Origin of the sequence: Nocardiopsis chromatogenes YIM 90109 (genome assembly GCF_000341185.1) — a bacterium.
GTDB classification, from domain to species: Bacteria; Actinomycetota; Actinomycetes; order Streptosporangiales; family Streptosporangiaceae; genus Nocardiopsis_A; species Nocardiopsis_A chromatogenes.
The window spans coordinates 1-20,523 of the sequence record NZ_ANBH01000132.1 but is presented as its reverse complement, the minus strand read 5'-3'; the positions used below and the strand labels follow the sequence as shown (position 1 = coordinate 20,523).

General features: G+C 73.2%; 20 protein-coding genes. 8 read left to right on the top strand and 12 right to left on the bottom strand.

What is annotated here, in order from left to right; genetic code table 11:
- The 3 genes from D476_RS33215 to D476_RS0113620 form a co-directional block, all read right to left on the bottom strand.
- Positions 1-1,812 (bottom strand): M20/M25/M40 family metallo-hydrolase (locus tag D476_RS33215; protein ID WP_449289405.1); only part of this gene is annotated, 1,812 nt, incomplete at its 3' end.
- 346 nt (positions 1,813-2,158) lie between these two features.
- Complete coding sequence (locus D476_RS0113625) at positions 2,159-2,746, bottom strand: hypothetical protein (protein WP_017624496.1); 588 nt, start codon at positions 2,744-2,746, stop codon at positions 2,159-2,161.
- Between the two features lie 97 nt (positions 2,747-2,843).
- Positions 2,844-3,464 (bottom strand): TetR/AcrR family transcriptional regulator, encoded by a 621-nt coding sequence (locus D476_RS0113620; protein ID WP_017624495.1) that lies wholly within the window; start codon positions 3,462-3,464, stop codon positions 2,844-2,846.
- Between the two features lie 146 nt (positions 3,465-3,610).
- Here D476_RS0113620 and D476_RS0113615 point away from each other — a divergent pair, with 146 nt between their 5' ends.
- Together D476_RS0113615 and D476_RS0113610 are read left to right on the top strand one after the other, a co-directional pair.
- Positions 3,611-4,555, top strand: coding sequence for an ABC transporter permease (locus D476_RS0113615; protein ID WP_017624494.1), 945 nt, complete (start codon positions 3,611-3,613; stop codon positions 4,553-4,555).
- Positions 4,542-5,396 (top strand): ABC transporter ATP-binding protein, encoded by an 855-nt coding sequence (locus D476_RS0113610; RefSeq protein ID WP_017624493.1) that lies wholly within the window; start codon positions 4,542-4,544, stop codon positions 5,394-5,396. The genes D476_RS0113615 and D476_RS0113610 overlap by 14 nt, the downstream gene beginning before the upstream one ends.
- A gap of 87 nt (positions 5,397-5,483) precedes the next feature.
- On the opposite strand, the gene D476_RS0113605 is transcribed toward D476_RS0113610, so the two are convergent.
- The 3 genes from D476_RS0113605 to D476_RS0113595 all read right to left on the bottom strand — a co-directional run bounded on the left by D476_RS0113605 (position 5,484) and on the right by D476_RS0113595 (position 6,914).
- A complete protein-coding gene (locus D476_RS0113605) occupies positions 5,484-5,957 on the bottom strand; it encodes a MarR family winged helix-turn-helix transcriptional regulator (RefSeq protein ID WP_017624492.1) in 474 nt (157 codons plus the stop codon).
- Complete coding sequence (locus D476_RS0113600; protein ID WP_017624491.1) at positions 5,958-6,599, bottom strand: DJ-1/PfpI family protein; 642 nt, start codon at positions 6,597-6,599, stop codon at positions 5,958-5,960.
- A 99-nt stretch (positions 6,600-6,698) separates the two neighbouring features.
- Complete coding sequence (locus tag D476_RS0113595) at positions 6,699-6,914, bottom strand: hypothetical protein (RefSeq protein WP_017624490.1); 216 nt, start codon at positions 6,912-6,914, stop codon at positions 6,699-6,701.
- A gap of 233 nt (positions 6,915-7,147) precedes the next feature.
- Here D476_RS0113595 and D476_RS0113590 point away from each other — a divergent pair, with 233 nt between their 5' ends.
- Together D476_RS0113590 and D476_RS0113585 are read left to right on the top strand one after the other, a co-directional pair.
- The gene (locus tag D476_RS0113590; protein ID WP_026123487.1) at positions 7,148-7,960 is read left to right on the top strand and encodes a helix-turn-helix domain-containing protein; all 813 of its coding nucleotides are present in this window, start codon (positions 7,148-7,150) and stop codon (positions 7,958-7,960) included.
- On the top strand, positions 7,957-8,268 hold the full coding sequence (locus D476_RS0113585; protein WP_017624488.1) for a DUF397 domain-containing protein: 312 nt from the start codon (positions 7,957-7,959) through the stop codon (positions 8,266-8,268). Before D476_RS0113590 ends, D476_RS0113585 begins: the two co-directional genes overlap by 4 nt.
- On the opposite strand, the gene D476_RS0113580 is transcribed toward D476_RS0113585, so the two are convergent.
- Complete coding sequence (locus tag D476_RS0113580; protein WP_017624487.1) at positions 8,256-9,200, bottom strand: LysR family transcriptional regulator; 945 nt, start codon at positions 9,198-9,200, stop codon at positions 8,256-8,258. The two genes, D476_RS0113585 and D476_RS0113580, sit on opposite strands and share 13 nt — an antisense overlap.
- Before the next feature lie 74 nt (positions 9,201-9,274).
- Here D476_RS0113580 and D476_RS0113575 point away from each other — a divergent pair, with 74 nt between their 5' ends.
- Positions 9,275-10,516 (top strand): MFS transporter, encoded by a 1,242-nt coding sequence (locus tag D476_RS0113575; protein ID WP_017624486.1) that lies wholly within the window; start codon positions 9,275-9,277, stop codon positions 10,514-10,516.
- A 101-nt stretch (positions 10,517-10,617) separates the two neighbouring features.
- Positions 10,618-11,310, top strand: a complete 693-nt coding sequence (locus tag D476_RS0113570; protein WP_017624485.1) for an alpha/beta hydrolase — start codon at positions 10,618-10,620, stop codon at positions 11,308-11,310.
- 33 nt (positions 11,311-11,343) lie between these two features.
- On the opposite strand, the gene D476_RS0113565 is transcribed toward D476_RS0113570, so the two are convergent.
- Together D476_RS0113565 and D476_RS0113560 are read right to left on the bottom strand one after the other, a co-directional pair.
- Positions 11,344-12,057, bottom strand: a complete 714-nt coding sequence (locus D476_RS0113565) for a hypothetical protein (protein ID WP_017624484.1) — start codon at positions 12,055-12,057, stop codon at positions 11,344-11,346.
- A 54-nt stretch (positions 12,058-12,111) separates the two neighbouring features.
- Positions 12,112-13,269 carry an acyl-CoA dehydrogenase family protein gene (locus D476_RS0113560; protein ID WP_020380454.1) on the bottom strand — a complete coding sequence of 386 codons (1,158 nt, stop codon included), beginning with the start codon at positions 13,267-13,269 and terminating at the stop codon, positions 12,112-12,114.
- Between the two features lie 85 nt (positions 13,270-13,354).
- Here D476_RS0113560 and D476_RS0113555 point away from each other — a divergent pair, with 85 nt between their 5' ends.
- Positions 13,355-14,590: an acyl-CoA dehydrogenase family protein gene (locus D476_RS0113555; RefSeq protein WP_017624482.1), complete on the top strand. Its 1,236-nt coding sequence runs from the start codon at positions 13,355-13,357 to the stop codon at positions 14,588-14,590.
- A gap of 76 nt (positions 14,591-14,666) precedes the next feature.
- Here the strand turns inward: D476_RS0113555 and D476_RS0113550 are convergent, their stop codons facing one another.
- The 3 genes from D476_RS0113550 to D476_RS0113540 all read right to left on the bottom strand — a co-directional run bounded on the left by D476_RS0113550 (position 14,667) and on the right by D476_RS0113540 (position 18,923).
- A complete protein-coding gene (locus D476_RS0113550) occupies positions 14,667-16,406 on the bottom strand; it encodes a class I adenylate-forming enzyme family protein (RefSeq protein WP_017624481.1) in 1,740 nt (579 codons plus the stop codon).
- Between the two features lie 82 nt (positions 16,407-16,488).
- On the bottom strand, positions 16,489-17,583 hold the full coding sequence (locus tag D476_RS0113545; protein WP_017624480.1) for a Zn-dependent alcohol dehydrogenase: 1,095 nt from the start codon (positions 17,581-17,583) through the stop codon (positions 16,489-16,491).
- A gap of 212 nt (positions 17,584-17,795) precedes the next feature.
- The gene (locus tag D476_RS0113540) at positions 17,796-18,923 is read right to left on the bottom strand and encodes a S1 family peptidase (RefSeq protein WP_017624479.1); all 1,128 of its coding nucleotides are present in this window, start codon (positions 18,921-18,923) and stop codon (positions 17,796-17,798) included.
- A 607-nt stretch (positions 18,924-19,530) separates the two neighbouring features.
- On the opposite strand from D476_RS0113540, the gene D476_RS0113535 reads away from it, so the two are divergent.
- Positions 19,531-20,163, top strand: a complete 633-nt coding sequence (locus tag D476_RS0113535; RefSeq protein ID WP_017624478.1) for a TetR/AcrR family transcriptional regulator — start codon at positions 19,531-19,533, stop codon at positions 20,161-20,163.
- The last annotated feature ends 360 nt before the right edge of the window (positions 20,164-20,523 follow it).

Here is a 20,523-nt window from a genome sequence, read left to right as displayed (position 1 = left end):
GCCCCCGCCCTCGTCCCCGCCGGTCCCCTCACCGGCTTCGCGGCCCGGGGCCCGGTCGTGGGCCTCCGCCGCCGCACCCGCCGTCGTGGGCGCGGCATCGCGGCTGCGCCCGGGTCGCGGCAGAACCATCTCCAGGACCGGGGAGAGCAGCACGGCCCCGGGCGCCCACAGGAGTGCCAGCACGGGAGCGCCCGCGATCCCCGCCTCGGTGAGTGAGGAGACCGCAGGGGCGACCAGCAGCAGCACGGCGCCCAGCGAGCCGAGGGCCACGGCGGCCGTCCGGGGGATCCACATGCGCCCGGGGAAGGCGAGAGCGGTCGTGAGCCCTGCGCCCGTGAGGAGCGCCGGAAGCGTGTACGTGTGGGAGACCCCGGGCTCGAATGCGCTCAGCGCCCCCAGCAGCGCGACCGCGACCGTGCCGCCGACCGCCGTCGCGGCCGGCCCCAGCAGCCGCCGCGCGGCCAGGTACCAGCCCGCCAGCACCCCGGCCGTGACGGCGATCGACGCGGCGCGCAGCCACACGGGCCGGTGCAGGTCGCCCACCACCGCCAGGGCCGCCAGTTCCGGCCGCAGCAGGAGGATGCCCTGCCACAGGGCGAGCGCGNNGGGGGGGGGCGCCCCCCCCGCCGCGACGATCCCGCCCAGCATCCGCGGCACGGTGGCGGCCCGGCGCAGGCGCGCCGCGACGGCGGCGGCCAGGGACAGCGCCAGCGCCGCCGCACCTATCGGCAGGTCCAGCGAGGAGGGGTAGACCGCCATCCGTCCGGCGGCGCTGAAGAAGGTCGCCGGGTCCCCGCTCTCAAGGGCGCCGAGGTCGCGCTCGCCGAGCGCGCGGGCCATGCCGAGCATGTTGGCGCCGTGGTGCTGAAGCGTCGCCCGGGACAGGTTCTCCACCGTGTCCTGGGCGCTGTGGTAGTGGGCCGCGTCCCCGCCGAAGGCCGAGTCCATCCCGGCGAATCCGGCGTCGGCGAACACCGTCATGTCGGTGTCGTAGGGCTGGTCGGCGAAACTCGCGGCGGACGCGGAGTCGCCGCGCGGGTGGGGAGCCTGATGGGCCAGGACCCCGATGAGGCCCGAGTCGTTCAGCGGTGACGAGCGGAAGACGGACGAGGGGCCTGAGGAGCCGCGGCCCTCCCAGTTCAAGACGGCGCCCCCGTCCTGTCCCAGGGGGTGCTGGGAGGTGAACGCCTCCGCGCCGAGGAGCCCCGGCTCCTCGGCGTCGGTGAACAGGAAGACGATGTCGTTGCGGGGCGCCGCCCCGGCGGCCATCGCGCGTGCCGTTTCGAGCATGGCTGCCACCCCGGCCCCGTCGTCGCCCGCGCCGGGGCTCCCGGGGACGGTGTCGTAGTGCGCGGCGACCACCACCCGGCCCGTGGGGTCGGTCCCGGGGAGCACACCGATCACGTTCTCGGTCGCCGCGGCGCTCACGGCACCGGGAGAGGAGGTCGTGCCGACGGAGGACTGCAGCTCGGTGTCCAGTCCGGCCTTCTCCAGCTCGCCGACGATCAGCTCCCGCGCCGCCGCGTGGTGGTCGGAGCCGGGCGGCCGCGGCCGGGCGGCGACGGCCTCCAGGTGGACGGCGGCCCGCGCGGCGCTGAAGGCCTCCTCGGGCGCCGACGCCGGGGCGGGGGCGGGCGGGCCGGACAGCAGCACCGCGGCGGCGACGGCGGCGGCAAGTGCGGCGGCCGCGGTGATCGCGGCGGCCAGGGGGCGTGCAGGGGCGGCGACGGCGTCCACGGGGCCTCCCTTCGCGCCGCAGGCTACCGGCGGCGGACGGGCCCGCGGCGCCCTCGGGCCGAGGTCGGCCACCATCGGGCACCGCGACCTGAACGCCACCGCCTGTCCGGGCGACCGCCTCTACGCGATGCCGCCGCGGCCGCGCGGCGATGTGGCCGCGCGTCGGAGGGCGATGGGGCGCGGGCGGCTGGCCGGTGCGGGGCTCGCTGCGGGCGAGATGCCGCCGTTCCCGGACGTCCCGGCGTCCGGGCCGAGCGCACGCTTCCAGCACGGGCCCGCCCTGGGCCCACGCGACCCCGACGCCTCGGTCGGGTGACCGGGCTCCACCGGGGCACCACCGGGACGCATCCCCCGCCCCGCAGGCGGTGCGTCCCGAGGCGGGTCCGGGCGGCGGCGCCCGCCCCGGTCCGAGGGGCCCGCCCTACTCGACCCGTCCCATGTCCCGGAAGATCTTCACCGTGTCGTGGAACCGCGAACTGCTCAGGTTGTTGTACGCCCGCAGGGCGTCGTAGATGTTGTAGGCCAGGACGGGCTCGGGGCGGAACTCTCCGAAGTCGAGGACGAGGCACCGGTAGCGGTCGGTGGTGCGCGATTGGACGATGAGGTTGCCGAACCGCAGGAAGGCGGCCACCTCGTCGGTGTAGCCGAGCTCCTCGGAGCGGCGCAGCCGCTCCTCGCACACGGCGTTGTCCAGCTCGTCGGAGAAGGAGTCGGGGTCGCCGCCGCTGAGCTTGATCAGCTCCTGCGCCATCAGGTCGTCCACCTGGACGGAGTCGATGGCCCCCAGGATCTCCGGCATGCGGCTGAGCGCGGTGTCGATGTCGGCCAGGGCCTCCTGGACGCGGGCGGCGCTGACGTGCGAACGGCGGCCGGGGTCGGTGTCGAAGGCGTGCTGGCGCCAGGTGGCGGGGGGCGGGGTCCCGACGTCGAACGACTTCAGAGAGCGTCGGTACTCGTTCGCAGCCTCGGTGATCGCGCGGCGGGCCCGCCCGCGCTCTCGGTGGAGCATGCGTGGCATCCTCTCTTGATCCGGCGTCGTGTCCAGCCTAGAACGCCGATCGCCTTTTGAGAGGGGGATTGCGGAAGACGAAAGGGGCTATCGGCCGTTATTCGGATCCGGCATCGGCCAGCGCCGCGAGGGCGGCGCGCACCAGGCTCCGGGTCTGGGCCGGGCTCAACTCCTCGCGGATGACCGCCAGCCGCCAGTACACGGGGCCGAGGATGAGGTCGAGCGCGAGTTCGGGGTCGGTGCCCTCGGGAAGCTCTCCGCGCTCGACGGCGTTGCGGATGACGACCCCGGCGATCCCGCGCTGTGTGCGCTGCAGCGCCTCCTGCAGGGTGGCGGCGATCTCGGGGCTGCGCGCGGCCTCGGCCAGCAGGTCGGGCACGATCTGCCGGGCGAGCGGGTGGCGCAGGGCCTGTGCCGCCGTGGTGACGAGCTCGTGCACGTCGCCGCTGAGGGATCCGGTGTCGGGCACGGGGGTGACCTGCCCGGCGACTTCGGACACCACGTCCAGGACCATCTCCAGCTTGGACTTCCAGCGGCGGTAGACGGCGGTCTTGCCCACACCCGCGCGCTTGGCCACGGCCTCGATGGACAACCGGCCGTAGCCCACCGTGGCCAGCTCGGTGAAGACGGCGGCCCGGATGGCGCGCGTGACGTCCTCCTGCAGGACGGCGGCGCCGGCCGGGGCGCGTCTGGGGGCGGGCGTTTCGGGTTCGGCCATGTGACGAAGCCTAACGCAGGGCCGCGACGAAACGGTTGCGTTCTGTCGTGGCGTCGCCTACGCTCTCCAGCGGCGAAACGGTCGCGTCCCGGCGGAGCGGCCGCCGACCCCATCCACCGCGGTCCCGAATCGAAAGCGAGCCGAGCGTGAGCAGTTCCCCGTCCTCCGCGCGGGCGGCGGCCCCGGCGGACGCGGACCCGGTCCCGGACGCCCCGCGCGCTCCGGAGGCCGCAGGCCTCGCGGAACTCGCCGCGCGGCACGGGCTGGCCCCCAGCGGCAAGCGGCCGCCCCTGGGCCGCTACCTCACGGCGCTGTGGCGGCACCGCCACTTCGTCGACGCCTTCGCCCGCGCGCGGGCCAGCGCCAAGTACAGCAAGGCCAACCTCGGGCGGCTGTGGGAGGTCGGCACACCGCTGCTCAACGCGGCCGTGTACTACCTGATCTTCGGCCTGCTGCTGCAGACCGACCGCGGCGTCGAGGACTTCATCCCCTTCCTGGTCACCGGCGTTTTCGTGTTCACCTTCACCCAGCAGACCGTGCTGGCCGGGGTGCGCGCGATCTCCGGGAACCTGGGGCTGATCAGGGCCCTGCACTTCCCGCGCGCCGCACTCCCGATCTCGCTGGCGCTGGTGCAGATGCGGCAGATGCTCGTCACGATGGGCGTGCTGCTCGTCATCGTGATGGCCACCGGCCAGGTACCGCAGTGGAACTGGCTGCTGGCGGTGCCCGTGCTGCTGCTGCAGTCGCTGTTCAACACCGGCCTGGCGCTGGTCTTCGCCCGCGCCGGCGCCAAGGTGAGCGACCTGGCGCAGCTCATGCCGTTCGTGCTGCGGACGTGGATGTACGCCTCGGGCGTGATGTACTCGATCTCGGTCATGGCGGCGAGCGCCCCGGCGCCGGTGCGGTTCATCCTCGACGTCAACCCGGCGGCCGTCTACATCGACCTGATGCGCTTCTCGCTGATCGAGAGCTTCACCGCCTCGGAGATGCCGCCCCACGCGTGGTGGCTGGCCGCGGGGTGGGCCGTCGCGGTGCTCATCGGCGGGTTCGTCTACTTCTGGAAGGCGGAGGAGAGCTATGGCCGCGACTGAGGGGGCCACGGCGACCGCGCAGGCGGCGGCCGAGGCGGCGGGTGCCGCGACGACCGATGCCCCGTCGGACCTCGGAGAGCCGACGGTCATCGCCGACGGGGTGCACGTGGTCTACCGGGTGCGGGGCGCCGCCGGTCGCTCCGGCGGCGGGGGCCCCGCCGCCCTGATGCGCGCGCTGACCCGCCGCAAGGGCGGCGGCGGTGGCGGCGCGCGCGAGGTGCACGCGGTCAAGGGCGTGAGCTTCGTGGCCCGCAGGGGCGAGGCGATCGGTGTCATCGGCTCCAACGGGTCGGGCAAGTCGACCCTGCTCCGGGCGGTCGCAGGGCTGATCCCGCCGGAGCGCGGCCAGGTGTACACGAGCGGCCAGCCGTCGCTGCTGGGGGTGAACGCCGCGCTGATGAACGAGCTGCCGGGCGAGCGGAACGTGGTGCTGGGCTGCCTGGCGATGGGCATGACCCCCGCCGAGGTGCGCGAGCGCTACGACGACATCGTCGACTTCTCGGGGATCAACGACAAGGGCGACTTCATCTCGCTGCCCATGCGCACCTACTCCTCGGGCATGGCGGCCCGGCTGCGCTTCGCCATCGCGGCGGCACGCGACCACGATGTGCTGCTGATCGATGAGGCGCTGGCGACGGGCGACCGCGCCTTCCGCAAGCGCTCGGAGAAGCGCATCAAGGAGCTGCGGGAGAAGGCCGGGACGGTGTTCCTGGTGAGCCACAGCAACAAGACGATCCGCGACACGTGCGACCGCGCGCTGTGGATGGAGCGCGGCGAGCTGATCATGGACGGCACGGCGGCCGAGGTCGTCGACGCCTACGAAGAGGCCAACGGGGACTGAGCAACGCCGACTGAGCGGGGCCCGGCTGCGCCGGGTCTCTTGCTCGTATGTCCAAAGGATCCGACAGGGGAGGGCGCCCCGGTGGCGTCACTCCCCGCTGCCAGGCTCCTCTAGGGACTCGACGACGTCGGCAAGCCTGCGCATCGCCTCCACGGTGCGCGAAAGCTCCTCAGGGCCCAGGGCGTCGGCCAGGCGGGTGGCGAATTCGCCGTGGGCGGGACCGATCCTGCGCACGGCCGCCAGCCCTTCTTCGGTCGGGGCGAACAGCTTGGCCCTGCTGTGCGCGGGGTTGGGCCGGTACTCGGCCAGGCCCTGCCCGACGAGGAGATCGGCCGTGCGCTGGACCGCCTGGCGCGTCATGCCCATGGCGCGCGCGATGCCCGAGACCGTCAGCGGTTCGTGGAGGACCGCGCCGAGCACCTGCCAGCGCGCGGCGGTGAGCCCGGCGGGCCGCGCCATGGCCTCGGCCACCGCGAGGAACCTGCCGTTGAGCCGGAACGAGGTAAGCGCGGCCCCGGAGAGCAGTTCCTGCGCGCCCGGTGCGGTGTGGGGCTCCGCCACTCAGGCCCCCTCGGTCGCGCCGACGGCGCGCTGGAGCACCTCGAATGCACTGGTGTCCTCGTGGGCGAACAGGCGGTACCAGGCATCGAGGACGTCGGGCTCGAAGACGTCGAGCAGGGCGAAGGCATCCCGGGCGAACGCGATCGGAGCCGTGGCCCCGGCGGTGACCACGTTCCCGCCGGTGGCGGCGGGCTCGTCGCGGTAGTGCGCGGCCCCTGCGTAGCCGGTCGCCGCCAGGTAATCGGGCGCGTTCGAGGTGTGGGGGCGCTCGTCGAGAAGCCCTTCGCGGGCGAGCCCGGCGGTGGCCCCGCAGATCGCGGCCACGGGGACTCCGGCGTCGAGGAACGCCCGTGCGGTCCGGGCGAAGGGCGCGAGCCGGTCGGCGTCGGTGTCCCAGGCTGAGGCACCCGGGAGGACGAGCATCGCGCTGTTCGCCGGGTCGAGGTCGGCGAGGGCGGTGTCCGGCGCGATGCGCACGCCGCCCATGGTGGTGACGGGGTCGGTGGTGAGGCCGACGGTGGTCACGTCGTAGCCGCCGGGCTTCTTGTGCGCGACCCCGTTGCGCAGGTGCGCGGTGAGGTGGCCGGTCTCCCAGTCGGCGAGGGTGTCGTAGACGGCGAGGTGGACTGTTCCGTTCGTCATGACAACAGTCTGTCGAATTGACAACGTGTTGTCAATGGGGGCGGGTGGTCGGGGTGGGCTGCTGCGCGGCCCCCTCGCCTACCGCGCAGCAGCCCGGCTTCAGGCGTCGATGCCGAGCCGGCGGAGGGCGGACTGGATGTCGGCCAGGTAGGCGCGGGAGGCGACGACGCGGCCGCCGCGGTCGGTGAGCGTGTAGAGCTGCCCGGCGGGCGTGGGGCGCCGGTCGAGCCGGAGGCCGTAGACGGCGGCCTTGTTGGCGACACGGGTGATGGCGGCCTCGTACTCCGTGGTCGCGATCTGTGGGATATCGTCCATATGTCTCATCTCCGATGTAGGTGAGGCCGCACCCCGGGGCCGGTCGCGCGGTCGCCGGGGCTCTTGCTGTCAGTGGTGAAGTTCGGGTAGCCAGTGATCAACTCCTGGAGCTACCGCTATCTGAAGCGATGCTCCAGCGTGCAGATATGAAGGAGAAGGGGTTCACTTCGATCGCGGACACTTGTCGATCGAGAGTGTTGACGAGTGATAGCAGGGCGGTGGATAGTGGTTGCATGGCGGTACCCCCCGAAGCTGCCAGGCGGAAGTTCGGCCTTGAGGTGCGGCGGCGCCGCGAAAAGGCAGGTCTCCCGCAGAAGCGGCTTGCTGACACCGTGCCCATGTCGCAATCCATGCTGAGTGGTATCGAGCTCGGTCAGAAAACTCCCAAAAGAGAATTTGTGGCTGCAATCGACCACGTGTTGACCGCTGGCGGCGCCCTCTTGCGCAAGTGGGACGCCATGGCGAGCGCGGACGGCTTTCCGGATTGGTTCAGAGACGTCGCGGAGTTAGAACGACAGGCGACCGAGATCTGGGAGTACCATCCGCTTCTGATCCCCGGTCTCCTTCAGACAGAGGAATACATCGCCGCGATCATTCGAAGCGGGAATCCCGCGATCGCCGAGTCGGAGCTCGGTGAGCAAGTACGTGCTCGACTGAAGCGGCAAGAGGTGCTTCAGCGCAACGACGCTCCGTTACTTCTCGCTGTGTTGGACGAGTTGTGGCTGCATCGGGCGGTCGGAAGTCGTGAGATCATGCGTGGGCAGATGGAGCGCTTGGTTGAGGCTTCTGAGTCGCCGCGGGTAACGATCCAGGTAGTGCCAGGTGAGACCCTTCGGCACCCTGGGCATGACGGTGCGTTCAAGCTGATCACGGTGCCCGAGCGTGGACAGGTCGTGTATACAGAGACCCGAGCGTCCGGCTATTCGCATGAGGACGATGAGACCATCGAGGATTACACGCGGGTGTTCGCCGACCTCCGGGGTGCGGCATTGCCCGAAGAGGCGTCGCGTAACCTTCTCGGAAAGATTGTCGAGGAGTACGAATGATCGTTAATGAATGGCGGAAGTCCAGCTATTCCAAGGGTGGAGACGCCAACTGTGTCGAGTGTCGTCTCAGCGAGGACTGGCACAAGTCCAGCTATAGCGGCGGAAGCAACGACTGTGTCGAGTGCCGCCTCGGTGAGGAGTGGTGCAAGTCGAGCTTCAGCAGAGGCGACACGAAGTGTGTCGAGTGCCTCTCGCACGCCCACGTCGTCCAGGTTCGCGACAGCCAGAACCCCGGCCACGGTCACCTTGACTTCCCGAGCGACGAGTGGCAGGCGTTTCTCAGACACCTGACGGCTCACCCCCAGTAGCCGCCCTCCACGGCCTCGGCCAACGCCTTCAGCTCCGGGGTGCCTCCGTCCGTCCGGCCGACCAGGGCCAGGCGCGACGGGGGCATGCCGTCCACCGGCACATACGCCACGTCGTGCCTGGGGTTATGCTCCGCCGTGGCCTCGCACAGCATCATCGCCCCGAGCCCCGAAGCCACCCTCGTAAGCCCCTCCTGCAAAGTGCTCACACCGGGCACCTGCGGGATCGGCCTACCCTGCGGAGTCGCGACCGGGCTCTGCGCGCGCTTCCAGTAGTCCGGGGCATCGCCCGATGGCGGAACGAGCGACAGCCCCGCCAACTCTTCGGCCGCCACCGTCTCTCTCCCCGACAACGCGTGCCCCGCCTGTACGGCGACCATCTGTCGCTGGTCCGGCAGGCGCGCCAGGACTCTCAGGTCCGGCTCTTCCACCGGTAGCAGAACGACGGCCGCCTCCAGCTCGCCCGCGCGCAGCGCCCCGAACGGGTCGGACAGCGGAACCTCCGTCAGGTCCACCCTGTGCGCCGGGAACCGCCCATGGAACTCGACCACGGCCTCCGCCACCCCGGCGTAGATCAACCCCTGGAACCCCACGCGGATCCGCACGGCCTCCTCACGCGCCGCCGCGCGTGCCCGGTCGACCGTCGCCGCCAGTGCCTCGTACGCCGGTCGCAACGACGTCGCGAACTCCTCGCCGAACGGCGTCAGCTCCACCTTCCGGCTCGTCCGGTCCACCAGCCGGGCGCCGACCCGCCGCTCCAGGGCGCGCAACAGCTGGCTCACCCTGCTCTGCGACACGAACAGGCGCTCTCCGGCCCTCCCGAAGTGCAGCTCCTCGGCGAGGACGAGGAAGCACTCCAGCTCCCGGATCTCCACCCCGGCCACGCCCGCCTCCCGGTCGACGTCTCGCCCATGCCTCCCACGACCCATCAGCATCGATGAGCCGGGCTCATTGAAGCATGAGTGATTCGTGCTTGTTCGTCCGAGTCGCCCCCGGCTTGGATCTCCCCATGTCCACTTCCACGCCCGAGACCCCTCCACCCGCCTCCGACACCACCGGCGCCGCCGCCCCAGCCGCACGGCGCCGGGGCGGGTGGCCCGCCGTGGCCGCCGTCGCCGCGGGCACCTTCACCGTCGTCACCTCGGAGATGCTCCCGGTCGGCCTGCTCACCCCGATCGGCGGCTCCCTCGCCGTCAGCGAGGGCACGGCCGGGCTCACGCTCACCGTCACCGGCCTGGTGGCCGCCGTCACCGCCCCCTTCGCCCCCGCGCTCATCGGGCGCACCGACCGCCGGACCGCCCTCGTCCTGCTGACCGCGCTCCTGGCCGGGGCCAACCTGCTCTCGGCCTGGGCGCCGACGTTCGCCGTGCTGGTCGCGGCCAGGGTCCTCGTCGGCATCGGCATGGGCGGCGTGTGGGCCCTCGCCGCCGGGCTGGCGCCGCGCCTGGTCCCCGCCCGGTCGGTCGGCGCGGCGACCTCGCTCGTTTTCAGCGGGATCGCGGTCGCCTCGGTCCTGGGCGTCCCGCTCGGCGCCTATATCGGGGCGCTTGCGGGCTGGCGCGAGGCCTTCGCCGTCCTCGGGCTGCTGGCCCTCCTCGTGGCCGCAGCGCTGGCCCTGCTCCTCCCGCCGCTCCCGGCCGACGCCCCCGTGCGCGTGCGGGGCGCCCTGCGCCTTGCCGTCGACCCGCGTGTGGCCACCGGCCTGGCCGCCGCCGTGCTCCTGGTGAGCGGGCACTTCGCCGCATACACCTACGTCCGACCGGTCTTGGAGGGCTCCGCCGGGATCGGCGCCGCGATGATCGGCACGCTGCTGCTCGTCTACGGCATCGCCGGGGTGGTCGGCAACTTCCTCTCGGGCCTGGGAGCGGCCCGGTCGGTCCGGTCCGTGCTCGGTGTGCTCGCCCTGGGACTCGCCGCCGCCGTGCTCCTGGTCCCCTGGGCCGGGGTCACCGTCCTCGGTGCGGGCGCGCTGATGGCCCTGTGGGGCTTGGCCTATGGGGGTGTCTCGGTGGCGTCCCAGACGTGGATGATGAAGGCCGCACCAAAGAACACCGAGACCGTCACCGCGCTGTTCGTCGGCGTGTTCAACGCGAGCATCGCCCTGGGCGCCCTCGTCGGGGGATGGGCGGTCGACGGTTTCGGTGGAACGTCGACCATGGTCCTCGGCGGAATCCTCGCCCTGGGGGCACTCGGCGTAGTCCTTGTCGGGCGCTCCCCGCAGGGGAAGGCAGCGGCCGCACAGAAGGGATGAACGGTGCCCGTGGCCGGGGAGGCTCCTCCCTCCGGCCACGGGCTCGCGCGCGGGCGTCCCTTCCGTGCGTTGTCGGGGCTTCGGACGGGAAGAGGAGCGCCATGACCGAATACGTCCTCATCCACGGAACGACCCAATCGCCGGCCGGGTGGGACCTGCTCCGCGAGGCGCTCGCGCAGCGCGGCCATACCGGCATCCCCGTCGACCTGCCGGGCGACCCTGCCCTCGGTGTGGAGGACCATGCGCGGATCGCAGCCGAGCAGACCGCCGGTCGCGTGCGTGCCCCCGTCGCGGTGGCGCACTCGGGCTCGGGCGCCCTGCTCCCGGCTGTCGCCGACGCCGTCGGCGCCGGGGCCCTGGTCTGGCTCGCCGCCTACGTCCCCGACACCGTCGGCGGGCGCAGCCTCCTGGAGGAGGCCCAGGCCGACCCCGCCGCGGTGTTCGCCGACGACTGGATCGGCGTCGACCCCTCCTCCGACCACGACGCCGCCCGCCGCTTCCTCTTCCACGACTGCGCCAAGGACGTGCAGGAGTGGGCGCTCAGCACGCTGCGCATGTTCGCCCCGCCCGAGGTCTACCGGCACCGCCCGGCCGACGGCCGGGCGGACGTCCCCTCCACCTACATCCTGCCGACCGCGGACCGCACACTGCGCCCCGACTGGATGCGCCGCGCCGCCTTGGAGCGGCTCGGCGTCCGCCCCGTAGAGGTGGCCGCCGGGCACTGCCCCCACGTCAGCCGCCCGGAGGAGACCGCCGACATCCTCGGCGCCGTGCAGCGCGTGGTCGGCAGCTGATCCGCTGCGGGGCCCATTGCGGAGCCCATATGCCTACAGGGCGGTCCGCAACCGGACGCCCAGCGCCCGGTGGAAGGCGCCGGCCAAGTGCTGACCGGACTCGCCCCAGGCCGCGTACACGATGTGGCTGCCGTCCTTGAACCACAAGGTGACCATCGTGCCTCCCCGTCGGTCGTAGGTCAGGCTGCCCGACGCCACCTTGGAGTAGGGCACCATCTCGCCCGCGGCCCGCTTGCGCCACTTGCGGCGGCTCCCGTCCTCCTTGTCCGGCCAGCGCTTCTTCCACCACGCCTTCAGGCCCCGCCGCGCCGACGGGAACGGCAGCAGGAGCAGCCAGGCAAGCAACCCCGCCATGAGCAGCCACAGCAACACGCCCATCAGGGCGTACGCCGCGATCTCGCCGAGGATCTCCCCTCCCTGGTGGTAGAAGAGACCGGCCATCAGGTAGGCCAGGCCGCCGACCACGCCGCCCTGGAACACCGGGACGAACGCGTGGAGCGCCGTCCCCGGGTCACCGACCGCCCACCCGATCGCCGACAGGACCATGACCACGAAGGCGGTGGACATGGGCCAGGCGGAGAAGACGCGGTCGAGCACCTTCACGACCGGGCGCGGATCGGTCGTGTAACCGGCCGTCCCGAACCGCAGGGTCCGCCGTCCGCCCGGGCTGGCCCGGACGCCGTCGACGCGGATCCCTTCTTTCAACGGGTCATGGCCGTACGGGTGGTGGTGCGTCGGCTGGTGCATGCGTCTTCCATGGTTTCGGGGCGGTGGTGCCGCTGCGTCCCCGCGACCGGGCGCTCACGGGGAGAGGGTGCCGCCGGGATGCGGTTCCACGGCGCCGTCCTCCAGGCCTATGACGGATTCCAGCCGCCGCCGGTGCCATTCGGGTGCGCCGAACAGCGACGCCGATCCGTGCGCGCGCTTGAGGTGCCGCTGGGCCTCGTGCTCCCAGGTGACCCCGATACCGCCGTGCAGCTGGATCGCCTCCCCGGCGATCTCGCGGTAGGCCTCGGAGCAGGCGGCCTTCGCCGCCGACGCGTCGACCCACGCCTCGGGGTCCCCCGAGTCCAGGGAGAACGCCGCCGCATAGGAGAGCGAACGGGCGCTCTCCAGGGCCACGTACATGTCGGCGAGCCGGTGTTTGACCGCCTGGAACGCCCCGATGGGCCGTCCGAACTGCTCGCGCGTGCCCGCGTACTCGACCGTCATCTCCACGCACCGTGCGGCGCCGCCGACCTGTTCGGCCGTGAGTGCGGTACTCGCGGCCGTCAGGGCACCGGCCAGCACCCGCCCGCCCTGGAAGGTGAGCGGCACCCCTTCGGCACGGTCGAACGCGATGTCGGCCAGGGAGCGGGTCAGGTCCAGCGGAACGCGTTCGACGACCGTGACGCCCGCGGCGTCCGGCGCGACCGCGAAGAGGGCCGGGCCCTGGCCGGTCGCCGCCGCCACGACGAGGAGGCCGGCCGTGTCCGCGTCCAGAACGCGGAGCTTGCGGCCGCTGAGCGTCCAGCGTCCGGAGGCGTCCGTGGGAGGGGGAGGGGCCGCACGGGTGTGCGTGGCGAAACGCGGGAGAGCGGACGGAGAGTGCGCGTTCGTCTCCTCGCCCGCTCGGCGGTCGCCGTCCTCTTCCCACGCCAGGGCCGCCGTGGCCGCCCCCTCGGCCAGACGCCCGAGCCACGTGTCCCGAGCGGGCGTGGCATCGCAGGCCAAGAGCGCCTGCGTGGCCAGGACCGATGAGGACAGGAACGGTACCTCCGCGAGCGCGTGCCCCAGTTCCTCCATGACCGCGTGCACTTCCAGCGCGCCGAACCCGGCGCCGCCGAAGCGCTCGGGGACGGCCAGCCCCGGTGCGCCGACCTGTTCGGCCAACAGCCGCCAGGACGTGCCGCCGTCGTGGCGGGCCAGCAGGCGCCGGACTCCGGTGCGCAGCTCCGCGTGCTCGGGGCGGAAACGCATGTCGGCCTCCCGGGCGGACCATAGCACCTAACAATCGTTTGATAGGTTAATCGTGTGTGCCGCCGCGGACCAGAGGGGGCCGTGCATGTCCGCCGCCGACCCCGACCCCGAATCCGACCCCGCAGCCGAGGCCGACCGGACGAACGCGTCCGTGGCCGGGTTCCGCCGCGCGTTCCGGACCTGGCTGGAGGAGAACCTCACCGGCGCGTTCGCCGACGCGCGCGGAAAGGGGGGACCCGGCCGCGACCATGAGGCCCTGGCCCTGCGCCGCTCCTGGGAGCGGCACATGGCCGCCGCCGGGTGGACCTGCATCGGCTGGCCGACCGCCTACGGCGGCCGCGGCGCCGACATCGAACGGCAGGTCGCCTTCCACGAGGAGTACGCCCTGGCCGACGCCCCCGCGCGCGTCAACCACATCGGCGAGGAACTCCTGGGCCCGACGCTCATCGCGCTGGGCACGCCCGGGCAGCGGCGCCGGTTCCTCCCGCCCATCAGGCGGTGCGAGGAGCTGTGGTGCCAGGGCTACTCGGAACCGGGGGCCGGGTCCGACCTGGCGGCGGTCTCCACCCGCGCCGAATGGCACGACGGGCCCGGCGGCCCCCACTGGCGCATCCACGGGCAGAAGGTGTGGACCTCCCACGCGCGCGAGGCCGACTGGTGCTTCGTGCTCGCACGCACCGAGCCGGGCTCCACGCGCAGGCGCGGCCTCGGCTACCTCCTCGTCCCGCTCCGCCAGGAGGGGGTGGAGGTCCGCCCCATCACGCAGCTCACCGGGACGTCGGAGTTCAACGAGGTGTTCTTCGACGGCGCGCGCACCGAGCCCGACCACATCGTCGGCGCGCCGGGGGAGGGGTGGCGCGTCGCCATGGCCACCCTGGGATTCGAGCGCGGCGTCTCCACGCTGGGGCGGCAGGTGGGTTACGAACGCGAGCTGCGCGGCCTGGTGGAGCTGGCCCGCGCCAACGGCGCCGCCCGCGACCCCCTCATCCGCGACCGGCTCACGCGCGCGTGGATCGACGTCCGTGCCATGCGGGCCACCGCGCTGCGCACCATGGCGGGCCTGGCCGAGGGTGCACCGGGGCCCGAGGCGTCGATCTCCAAAATCCACTGGGCCCGGTGGCACCGGCGCCTGGGCGAGCTGGCCATGGACGTCGTGGGGCCCGGAGGCGTGCTCGCCTCCGGGCCGCCCTACGACCTGGACCGCTGGCAGCGGCTGTTCCTCTTCTCGCGGGCCGACACCATCTACGCGGGCACCGACGAGGTGCAGCGCGACATCATCGCCGAACGCGTCCTGGGGCTTCCCCGGGACCGGCGCGCATGAGGGCGTGCGCCGCGCGCTCCCCGGAACGCCGCCCTGCACCCCGGCCGATGCCCCGTCCGATGCGCCCCCCGGCGCCTCAGCCCCGCTGGTCCCGACCCAGGCCGAACTCCTCCTTCACACGCTTCTTCAGCAGCTTGCCCGCCGCGTTCCTCGGAAGCTCCTCGGACACGATCCGGATGTGCGCGGGGATCTTGAACGCCGCCAGCTTCGGCTCCAGGTAGGCGCGCAGCCCCTCGTCGGTGAGCTCGGCGCCCGGCAGCAGGCCGACCACCGCCGCCACCTCCTCGCCGTATACCTCGTGCGGCACGCCCACCACCGCCACCTCGCCCACGGCGGGGTGGTCGTGGATCGCCGCCTCCACCTCGGCGCAGTACACGTTCTCCCCGCCGCGGATGATCATGTCCTTGGCCCGGTCGACGATGTAGAGGAACCCCTCCTCGTCCAGGCGCCCCAGGTCGCCGGTGTGCAGCCAGCCGTCCTTGAACGTCTCGGCGGTCGCCTCGGGGCGGTTCCAGTACCCGTGCACGATCCCGGGCCCGTTCAGCAGGATCTCCCCGACCTCCCCCGGAGGCAGCTCGGCGCCGTCCGGACCGGTGATCTTGACGTCGACCACCGCCACCGGGAGCCCGGCGCTGTCGGGCCGCAGCAGGTAGTCGCTGCCGCCGTTGACCGTGGCGATCGCCGACGACTCGGTCAGCCCGTACCCCTGGCCCAGCATCAGCTCGTGCAGCCCCGAGCGGGCGCGCGAGACCAGCGCCGGGGCCGCCGGGGCGCCCCCGCTGGAGAGCACCAGCAGGCTCGACAGGTCGTACTCGCCGAGCCGGGGCGAGGCGAGCATCTGCGAGATCATCGCCGGGACCGCGGTGATCGCGGTGACCTTCTCCCGCTCGATCAGGCGCAGCGCGTCCTCGGCGTCCCACTTGTACATCAGCACCAGCGCCCCGCCCTTGGCCAGCGCCGGGTACATCACCGACTGGGCGCCGGTGGTGTGGAACAGCGGGACCGTGCACAGCACCGTCGCCGCGCCGACCGCGTCCAGGAACGCCTGGGCGTCGGGCATGTCCAGGCCGAGCCGCATGAGCGAGCGGATGCGCGCGTAGTCGGCGGAGACCTGGTTGGAGATCATGTTCCGGTGCGAGCCCACCGCCCCCTTGGGGCGGCCGGTCGTGCCGGAGGTGTAGAAGATGTTGGCCGGGTCGTCGGGGTGCAGGTCGGCCGCCGGGGGTTCGGCGTCGGGCGCCACCTCCCCCAGCACCTCCGGCCACGGGCGCGCCGCCTGGGGCAGGGGGCCGTCGGCGCGCACCGCGATCACCGGCAGGCCCAGGCGCGGCAGCGCCTCGCCCAGCGCGGCGATCCGCTCGCCGTCGGCCACCAGCAGCTTCGCCCCGCTGTCGGTCAGGCCGAACTCCAGCTCCTCACCCTTCCACCAGGCGTTCAGCGGGACGAGGACCGCGCCGATCGAGGCGGCGGCGTAGTAGGCGATGACCCACTCGGGGTAGTTGCGCAGCGCCAGCGCCACCCGGTCGCCCTTGGCCACCCCGTACTCCTCGGCCATGCGCCGCGCCATGGTGGCGGCGTGCCGGTAGAAGTCGGCGTGGGAGAGGCGCTCGTCCCCGTATACGAGGGCGGGCGCGCCGCCGAAGCCCCGGCTCGCCTCCAGGGCCGCCCGGAGCGTGGGCGCCGCGTGCTTCCACACCCGCGTGGGCACCCCGCCGACGTCGGCGATCTCGATCTCATAGGGGCTTCCCGAATGGAGCAGGCGGGCGGTCACGGCGCCGATCGCGCGCACCGGTCGCTGGACGGGGGGTTCGGTCATGCGCACACTCCCTAAGGTCGGACCCCGCCCGGGGCAGGGCGGGGAGGGAACAGCGATCGGCCCCGTCCGGGGCGCGCCCGGCTCAGGGGCCGAAGCGGACGAGCGACCGGCCGCCGCGCCCCTCCCGCATCCGGAGGAAGGCGCCGGGCAGGCCGTCCAGGCCGATCTCGTCGGTGACCATGGAGGCCAGGTCGAGCGACCCGTCGCGGACCAGCCCGGCCAGGGCGGGCACGTCGCGCGCGGGGTCGGAGGAGCCGTACACGCAGCCGCGCAGGGTGCGGGCGAAGTGGAACAGCTCCAGCGCACTGAAGGAGACGCGGTCGTCCTTGGAGCCCACGCCCACCACGGTGGTCGTTCCGCCGCGCCGGGTCATGCTCCAGGCGCTGCGGATCGCGGCGGAGGAGCCGACCACCTCGAAGGCGTGGTCGACGCCGCGGCCGCCGGTCAGGCCGCGCACCTCCTTGGCGGCGGCGTCGCCCGCCGCGACGAAGTGGGTGGCGCCCAGCCCGCGGGCGAGGTCCTCCTTGGCGGGGGAGACGTCGACGGCGATGACCGGGTCGGCCCCGGCGATGCGGGCGGCCTGCAGGGCCGCCAGCCCCACCCCGCCCAGGCCGATGACCGCCGCCGAGGTGCCCGCGCGCACGCCGGCGGAGTTGGCGACCGCGCCCCAGCCGGTCAGGACGGCGCAGCCCAGCAGCGCGGCGGCGCCCGGGTCGACGTCGTCGGGGAGGGGCACCAGGGCGTTCTCGGGGACGTTGGTCGCCTCGGCGAAGGCGGCGGTGCCCAGTCCGGCGTGCACGGGCGTGCCGTCGGGGAGGGCGGCGTAGGGGGTGCGCGCGGCCTCGCCGGAGCGCTCGCACAGGTACGGCTCGCCATTGGCGCAGAACCAGCAGGCGCGGCAGGCGGGGGCCCAGTTCAGTACGACGCGGTCGCCCGGGGAGGCGGAGGCGACGCCTTCGCCGACGGCCTCGACCGTGCCCGCGCCCTCGTGCCCGAGGACGGCGGGCATCGTCTGGGGGAGCGTGCCGTCGGACAGCGACAGGTCGGAGTGGCACACGCCCGCGGCCGCCAGCCGGACCCGCACCTGCCCGGGGCCCGGGTCGGGGAGGAGCACCTCGCCGATGGCGGGGGGTTCACCGACGGAGGTGAAGAGGGCGGCCCGGACGGTGGTGCTCATGTGGCGTCTCCCGCGCGTGCGTGGCAGGGGCGCGACGAGGGGGTTCGCGCCCCGGGGGTGTGCGCGAGCCTACAAGACCAACCGGTCGGTAATCTAGGGGCGAGTGGGGCGGACCCCCGGGAACACCAGGTGGCGGTGCTCGCATACGCCGGGCGGCGACGCCCCCGAGGGGGCGCCGCCGCCGTTGCGAGGCAGAGAGGACGGAGCGGGGGTCAGCGGGTGGTCAGGGACAGGCCCCACTGGTTGAGGATCGGGTTCACCGGCTGGAAGAAGGTGGTCCCGCCCCAGGAGCAGTTGCCCGAGCCGCCGGAGGTGACGCCCTGGGCCTGGTTGCCGCTCATCCAGGAGCCGCCGGAGTCGCCCGGCTCGGCGCACGCGGTGGTGCGGGTCAGGCCGCGCACGGTGCCCTGCGGGTAGTTGACGGTCTGGTTCTTGGCCTGGATGGTGCCGCAGTGCCAGCCGGTGGTCGAGCCCGAGCGGCACACCGAGGCGCCGACGGACGCCTCCTGGCTGCCGCGGACGGTCACCCGGCCGCCGCGGTAGTTGTTCACGTAGGGGGAGGGGGTCCAGCCGGAGCTCGCCCGCACCCAGCCCATGTCACGGCCGGGGAAGATGGAGCCGGCCACGCGGCCCGACTCGCCGGCCGAGCCGCGGACGGAGGTGCCGGTGCTGCCGCAGTGCCCGGCGGTCACGAACCCGCCCGACACCGAGAAGCCGATCGAGCAGCGGCTGTTGCCGGGGTAGTAGGCGTCGCCGCCGACGATGGCCGCGAAGGTCTCCGGCTGGTCGGCACCCTCCTCGACGGTGACGCGGGAGGAGTCGACACCGGCCTCGGCGACGAGGTCCTCGGCCAGGCCCTCGGCGCCGTCCACGGCCTCGACGACCACGGAGTTGGACTCCACGTCGACGTACCAGCCGGTCACCTTGTCCGAGACGCCGTCCTCGGCCTCGGCGTCCAGGTCGGCCATGACGGCCTCCAGGTCGTCCTGGCTGGACTCGACCACGCGGGCCTCGGCGCCGGTCGCCTCGACGGCCTCCACGGCGGAGGAGTCGGCGACCGAGACGGTCAGCTCGCGGGTCTCGGTGTCGAAGACCGCTCCCGCGAAGGCCGCGCCCGCGGCCTCCTCGGCGGCCTTCTGGACGGAGCGGGCGTCGGCTTCGGCGGTGAGGAGGTCGTCGGCCTGGCCGGAGGCGACGCCCAGGTCGCGCTCCAGGGCCTGGGCCAGCGGCTCGGTGCCCTCGGGGAAGGCCTCGGCCTGGGCACCGGTGGGAGCAGCGACGATCAGGCCAACGGCCAGCGTCGATCCGCCGAGGAAACGAATGAAGGGGGATTTCCGCACGTTCTTTACTCCTTGCGGTGGGGAGTTAACGAACCTGTCGAGCGGTTGGACGCCTGACCCGCGGCCGGAGCCGCCGACGGGCGTCCCGGGGCACCCGGCCTTGTGGGCCGGGCGGAGTGTCCACCGGACGATCGGTAAACAGTTGGCGACTATAAGCGAATCCGCCGTTGAGCAACACGGTTGTTGCACACCGTGCCTAGCGGGAGGCGGGTGGGGCGATACACCGCGGCAGCGGGGAGCGGCGGGTCGCCCCCGTCGGTCCAACCTCGGGAGCGGCTTTTAGCTGGGCCTTATCTCCGGTGGTCAAGGCGGCTGCGGTGGGCCCCATAGAGGGGAGGTCGGGAGAGGGCTAGGGGGGCTCGGCGGCCGGATGAGGCCATGTGCTGTATACGGAGTGCAATCAACCGGGGACCCAGGTGTGACGGTGGGACCTTTCCGGGGCCGCCCGGAGCGGCCGCCCCTCGGCCCGCGCACCGTTCCCCCGCCCATCGGCCCCGCCCTCCCCCGAAGCGGGACCTTCGCCCCCGCCTCGCCCGCGCCGTCCGCCCGGCGTCCGGGCCGACCGGCAGGGGAGGGGCGCCCCCGCGCCTCGATAGGGTCGGGCGCCGTGGGAACCAAGCACAGGCGGCTTCCGCGGGAGGTCCGCGAACAGCAGATGATCGACGCCGCCATCCGCGTCTTCTCGCGCCGGGGCTACCACAGCGCCGGGGTCGAGGAGATCGCCGAAGAGGCGGGCATCTCGAAGCCGATGGTCTACATCTACCTCGGTTCCAAGGAGGGCGTGTTCACCGCGTGCATCCGGCGCGAGGCCGACCGCCTGGTCGAGGCGGTCCGCGCGGGCGTGTCCGGGAGCGCGACCCCGGAGGAGGGGCTGTGGGCCGGACTGCGGGCGTTCTTCGAGTTCGTCGCCGACAACAGGGAGAGCTGGATCGTCCTCTACCAGCAGGCCAGGTCCCAGGGCGAGCCGTTCTCCCGGGAGGTCTTCCAGGTGCGCTGCAGGGTGATGGAGGAGATCACCTCCCTGGTCGTGACGGGGACGGCGACCGAGGACGGCGGCAGGCTGGTGTCGGAGAAGGACGCCGAAGTGCTGGCACACGTAGCGGCGGGAGCGGCGGACGCCTTGACCGACTGGCTCCTGCAACACCCCGAGGAGACCCCGGAGACCCTGACGAGACGCATCGTGAAGCTGGCCCTGGCAGGGGTCGACCACTACACGGGCCCAGAAGAACGGACGCCGTAACCCAGGGCCGGGGAAGGTCCTCGCTCCGGGCCGCCGGAGCGCGAGGAAGAAGGCGGCGACGATGCAGGTCGGCGGCCCTTTCGGCAGCGCTGTCGGGTGGCGGGCGTGTGGTTGGTCGCCGTGATGGGCGGCGATGGAACAGCTGGTCCCTCGCTCCCGGGCCCCGGCCGGGTGGCGGGCCACCGGAGTGTCAGGTAGAGGGCGGCGACGACAATGAGCCGCAGGCCTTCCGGCAGCGCTGTCGGCCGCCGGGCGTGCAGGTGGTCGCGGTGATGGGCGGCGACGGGGTGAGCGGGGCGGTTCCCCGGCCCTGCTTGCCGAGTGGCGGGCCCCTCGCGGTCCGGGTGGGCGGCGCGGTCG

Coding starts and splice junctions, on each gene's coding strand:
- D476_RS0113620 (WP_017624495.1), bottom strand. CDS start 3,464: ATGGCCGAACCCGAAACGCCCGCCCCCAGACGCGCCCCGGCCGGCGCC.
- D476_RS0113610 (WP_017624493.1), top strand. CDS start 4,542: ATGGCCGCGACTGAGGGGGCCACGGCGACCGCGCAGGCGGCGGCCGAG.
- D476_RS0113550 (WP_017624481.1), bottom strand. CDS start 16,406: ATGACCGAACCCCCCGTCCAGCGACCGGTGCGCGCGATCGGCGCCGTG.
- D476_RS0113580 (WP_017624487.1), bottom strand. CDS start 9,200: ATGCTGATGGGTCGTGGGAGGCATGGGCGAGACGTCGACCGGGAGGCG.
- D476_RS0113590 (WP_026123487.1), top strand. CDS start 7,148: ATGGCGGTACCCCCCGAAGCTGCCAGGCGGAAGTTCGGCCTTGAGGTG.
- D476_RS0113560 (WP_020380454.1), bottom strand. CDS start 13,269: ATGCGTTTCCGCCCCGAGCACGCGGAGCTGCGCACCGGAGTCCGGCGC.
- D476_RS0113565 (WP_017624484.1), bottom strand. CDS start 12,057: ATGCACCAGCCGACGCACCACCACCCGTACGGCCATGACCCGTTGAAA.
- D476_RS0113575 (WP_017624486.1), top strand. CDS start 9,275: ATGTCCACTTCCACGCCCGAGACCCCTCCACCCGCCTCCGACACCACC.
- D476_RS0113595 (WP_017624490.1), bottom strand. CDS start 6,914: ATGGACGATATCCCACAGATCGCGACCACGGAGTACGAGGCCGCCATC.
- D476_RS0113585 (WP_017624488.1), top strand. CDS start 7,957: ATGATCGTTAATGAATGGCGGAAGTCCAGCTATTCCAAGGGTGGAGAC.
- D476_RS0113545 (WP_017624480.1), bottom strand. CDS start 17,583: ATGAGCACCACCGTCCGGGCCGCCCTCTTCACCTCCGTCGGTGAACCC.
- D476_RS0113625 (WP_017624496.1), bottom strand. CDS start 2,746: ATGCTCCACCGAGAGCGCGGGCGGGCCCGCCGCGCGATCACCGAGGCT.
- D476_RS0113570 (WP_017624485.1), top strand. CDS start 10,618: ATGACCGAATACGTCCTCATCCACGGAACGACCCAATCGCCGGCCGGG.
- D476_RS0113600 (WP_017624491.1), bottom strand. CDS start 6,599: ATGACGAACGGAACAGTCCACCTCGCCGTCTACGACACCCTCGCCGAC.
- D476_RS0113555 (WP_017624482.1), top strand. CDS start 13,355: ATGTCCGCCGCCGACCCCGACCCCGAATCCGACCCCGCAGCCGAGGCC.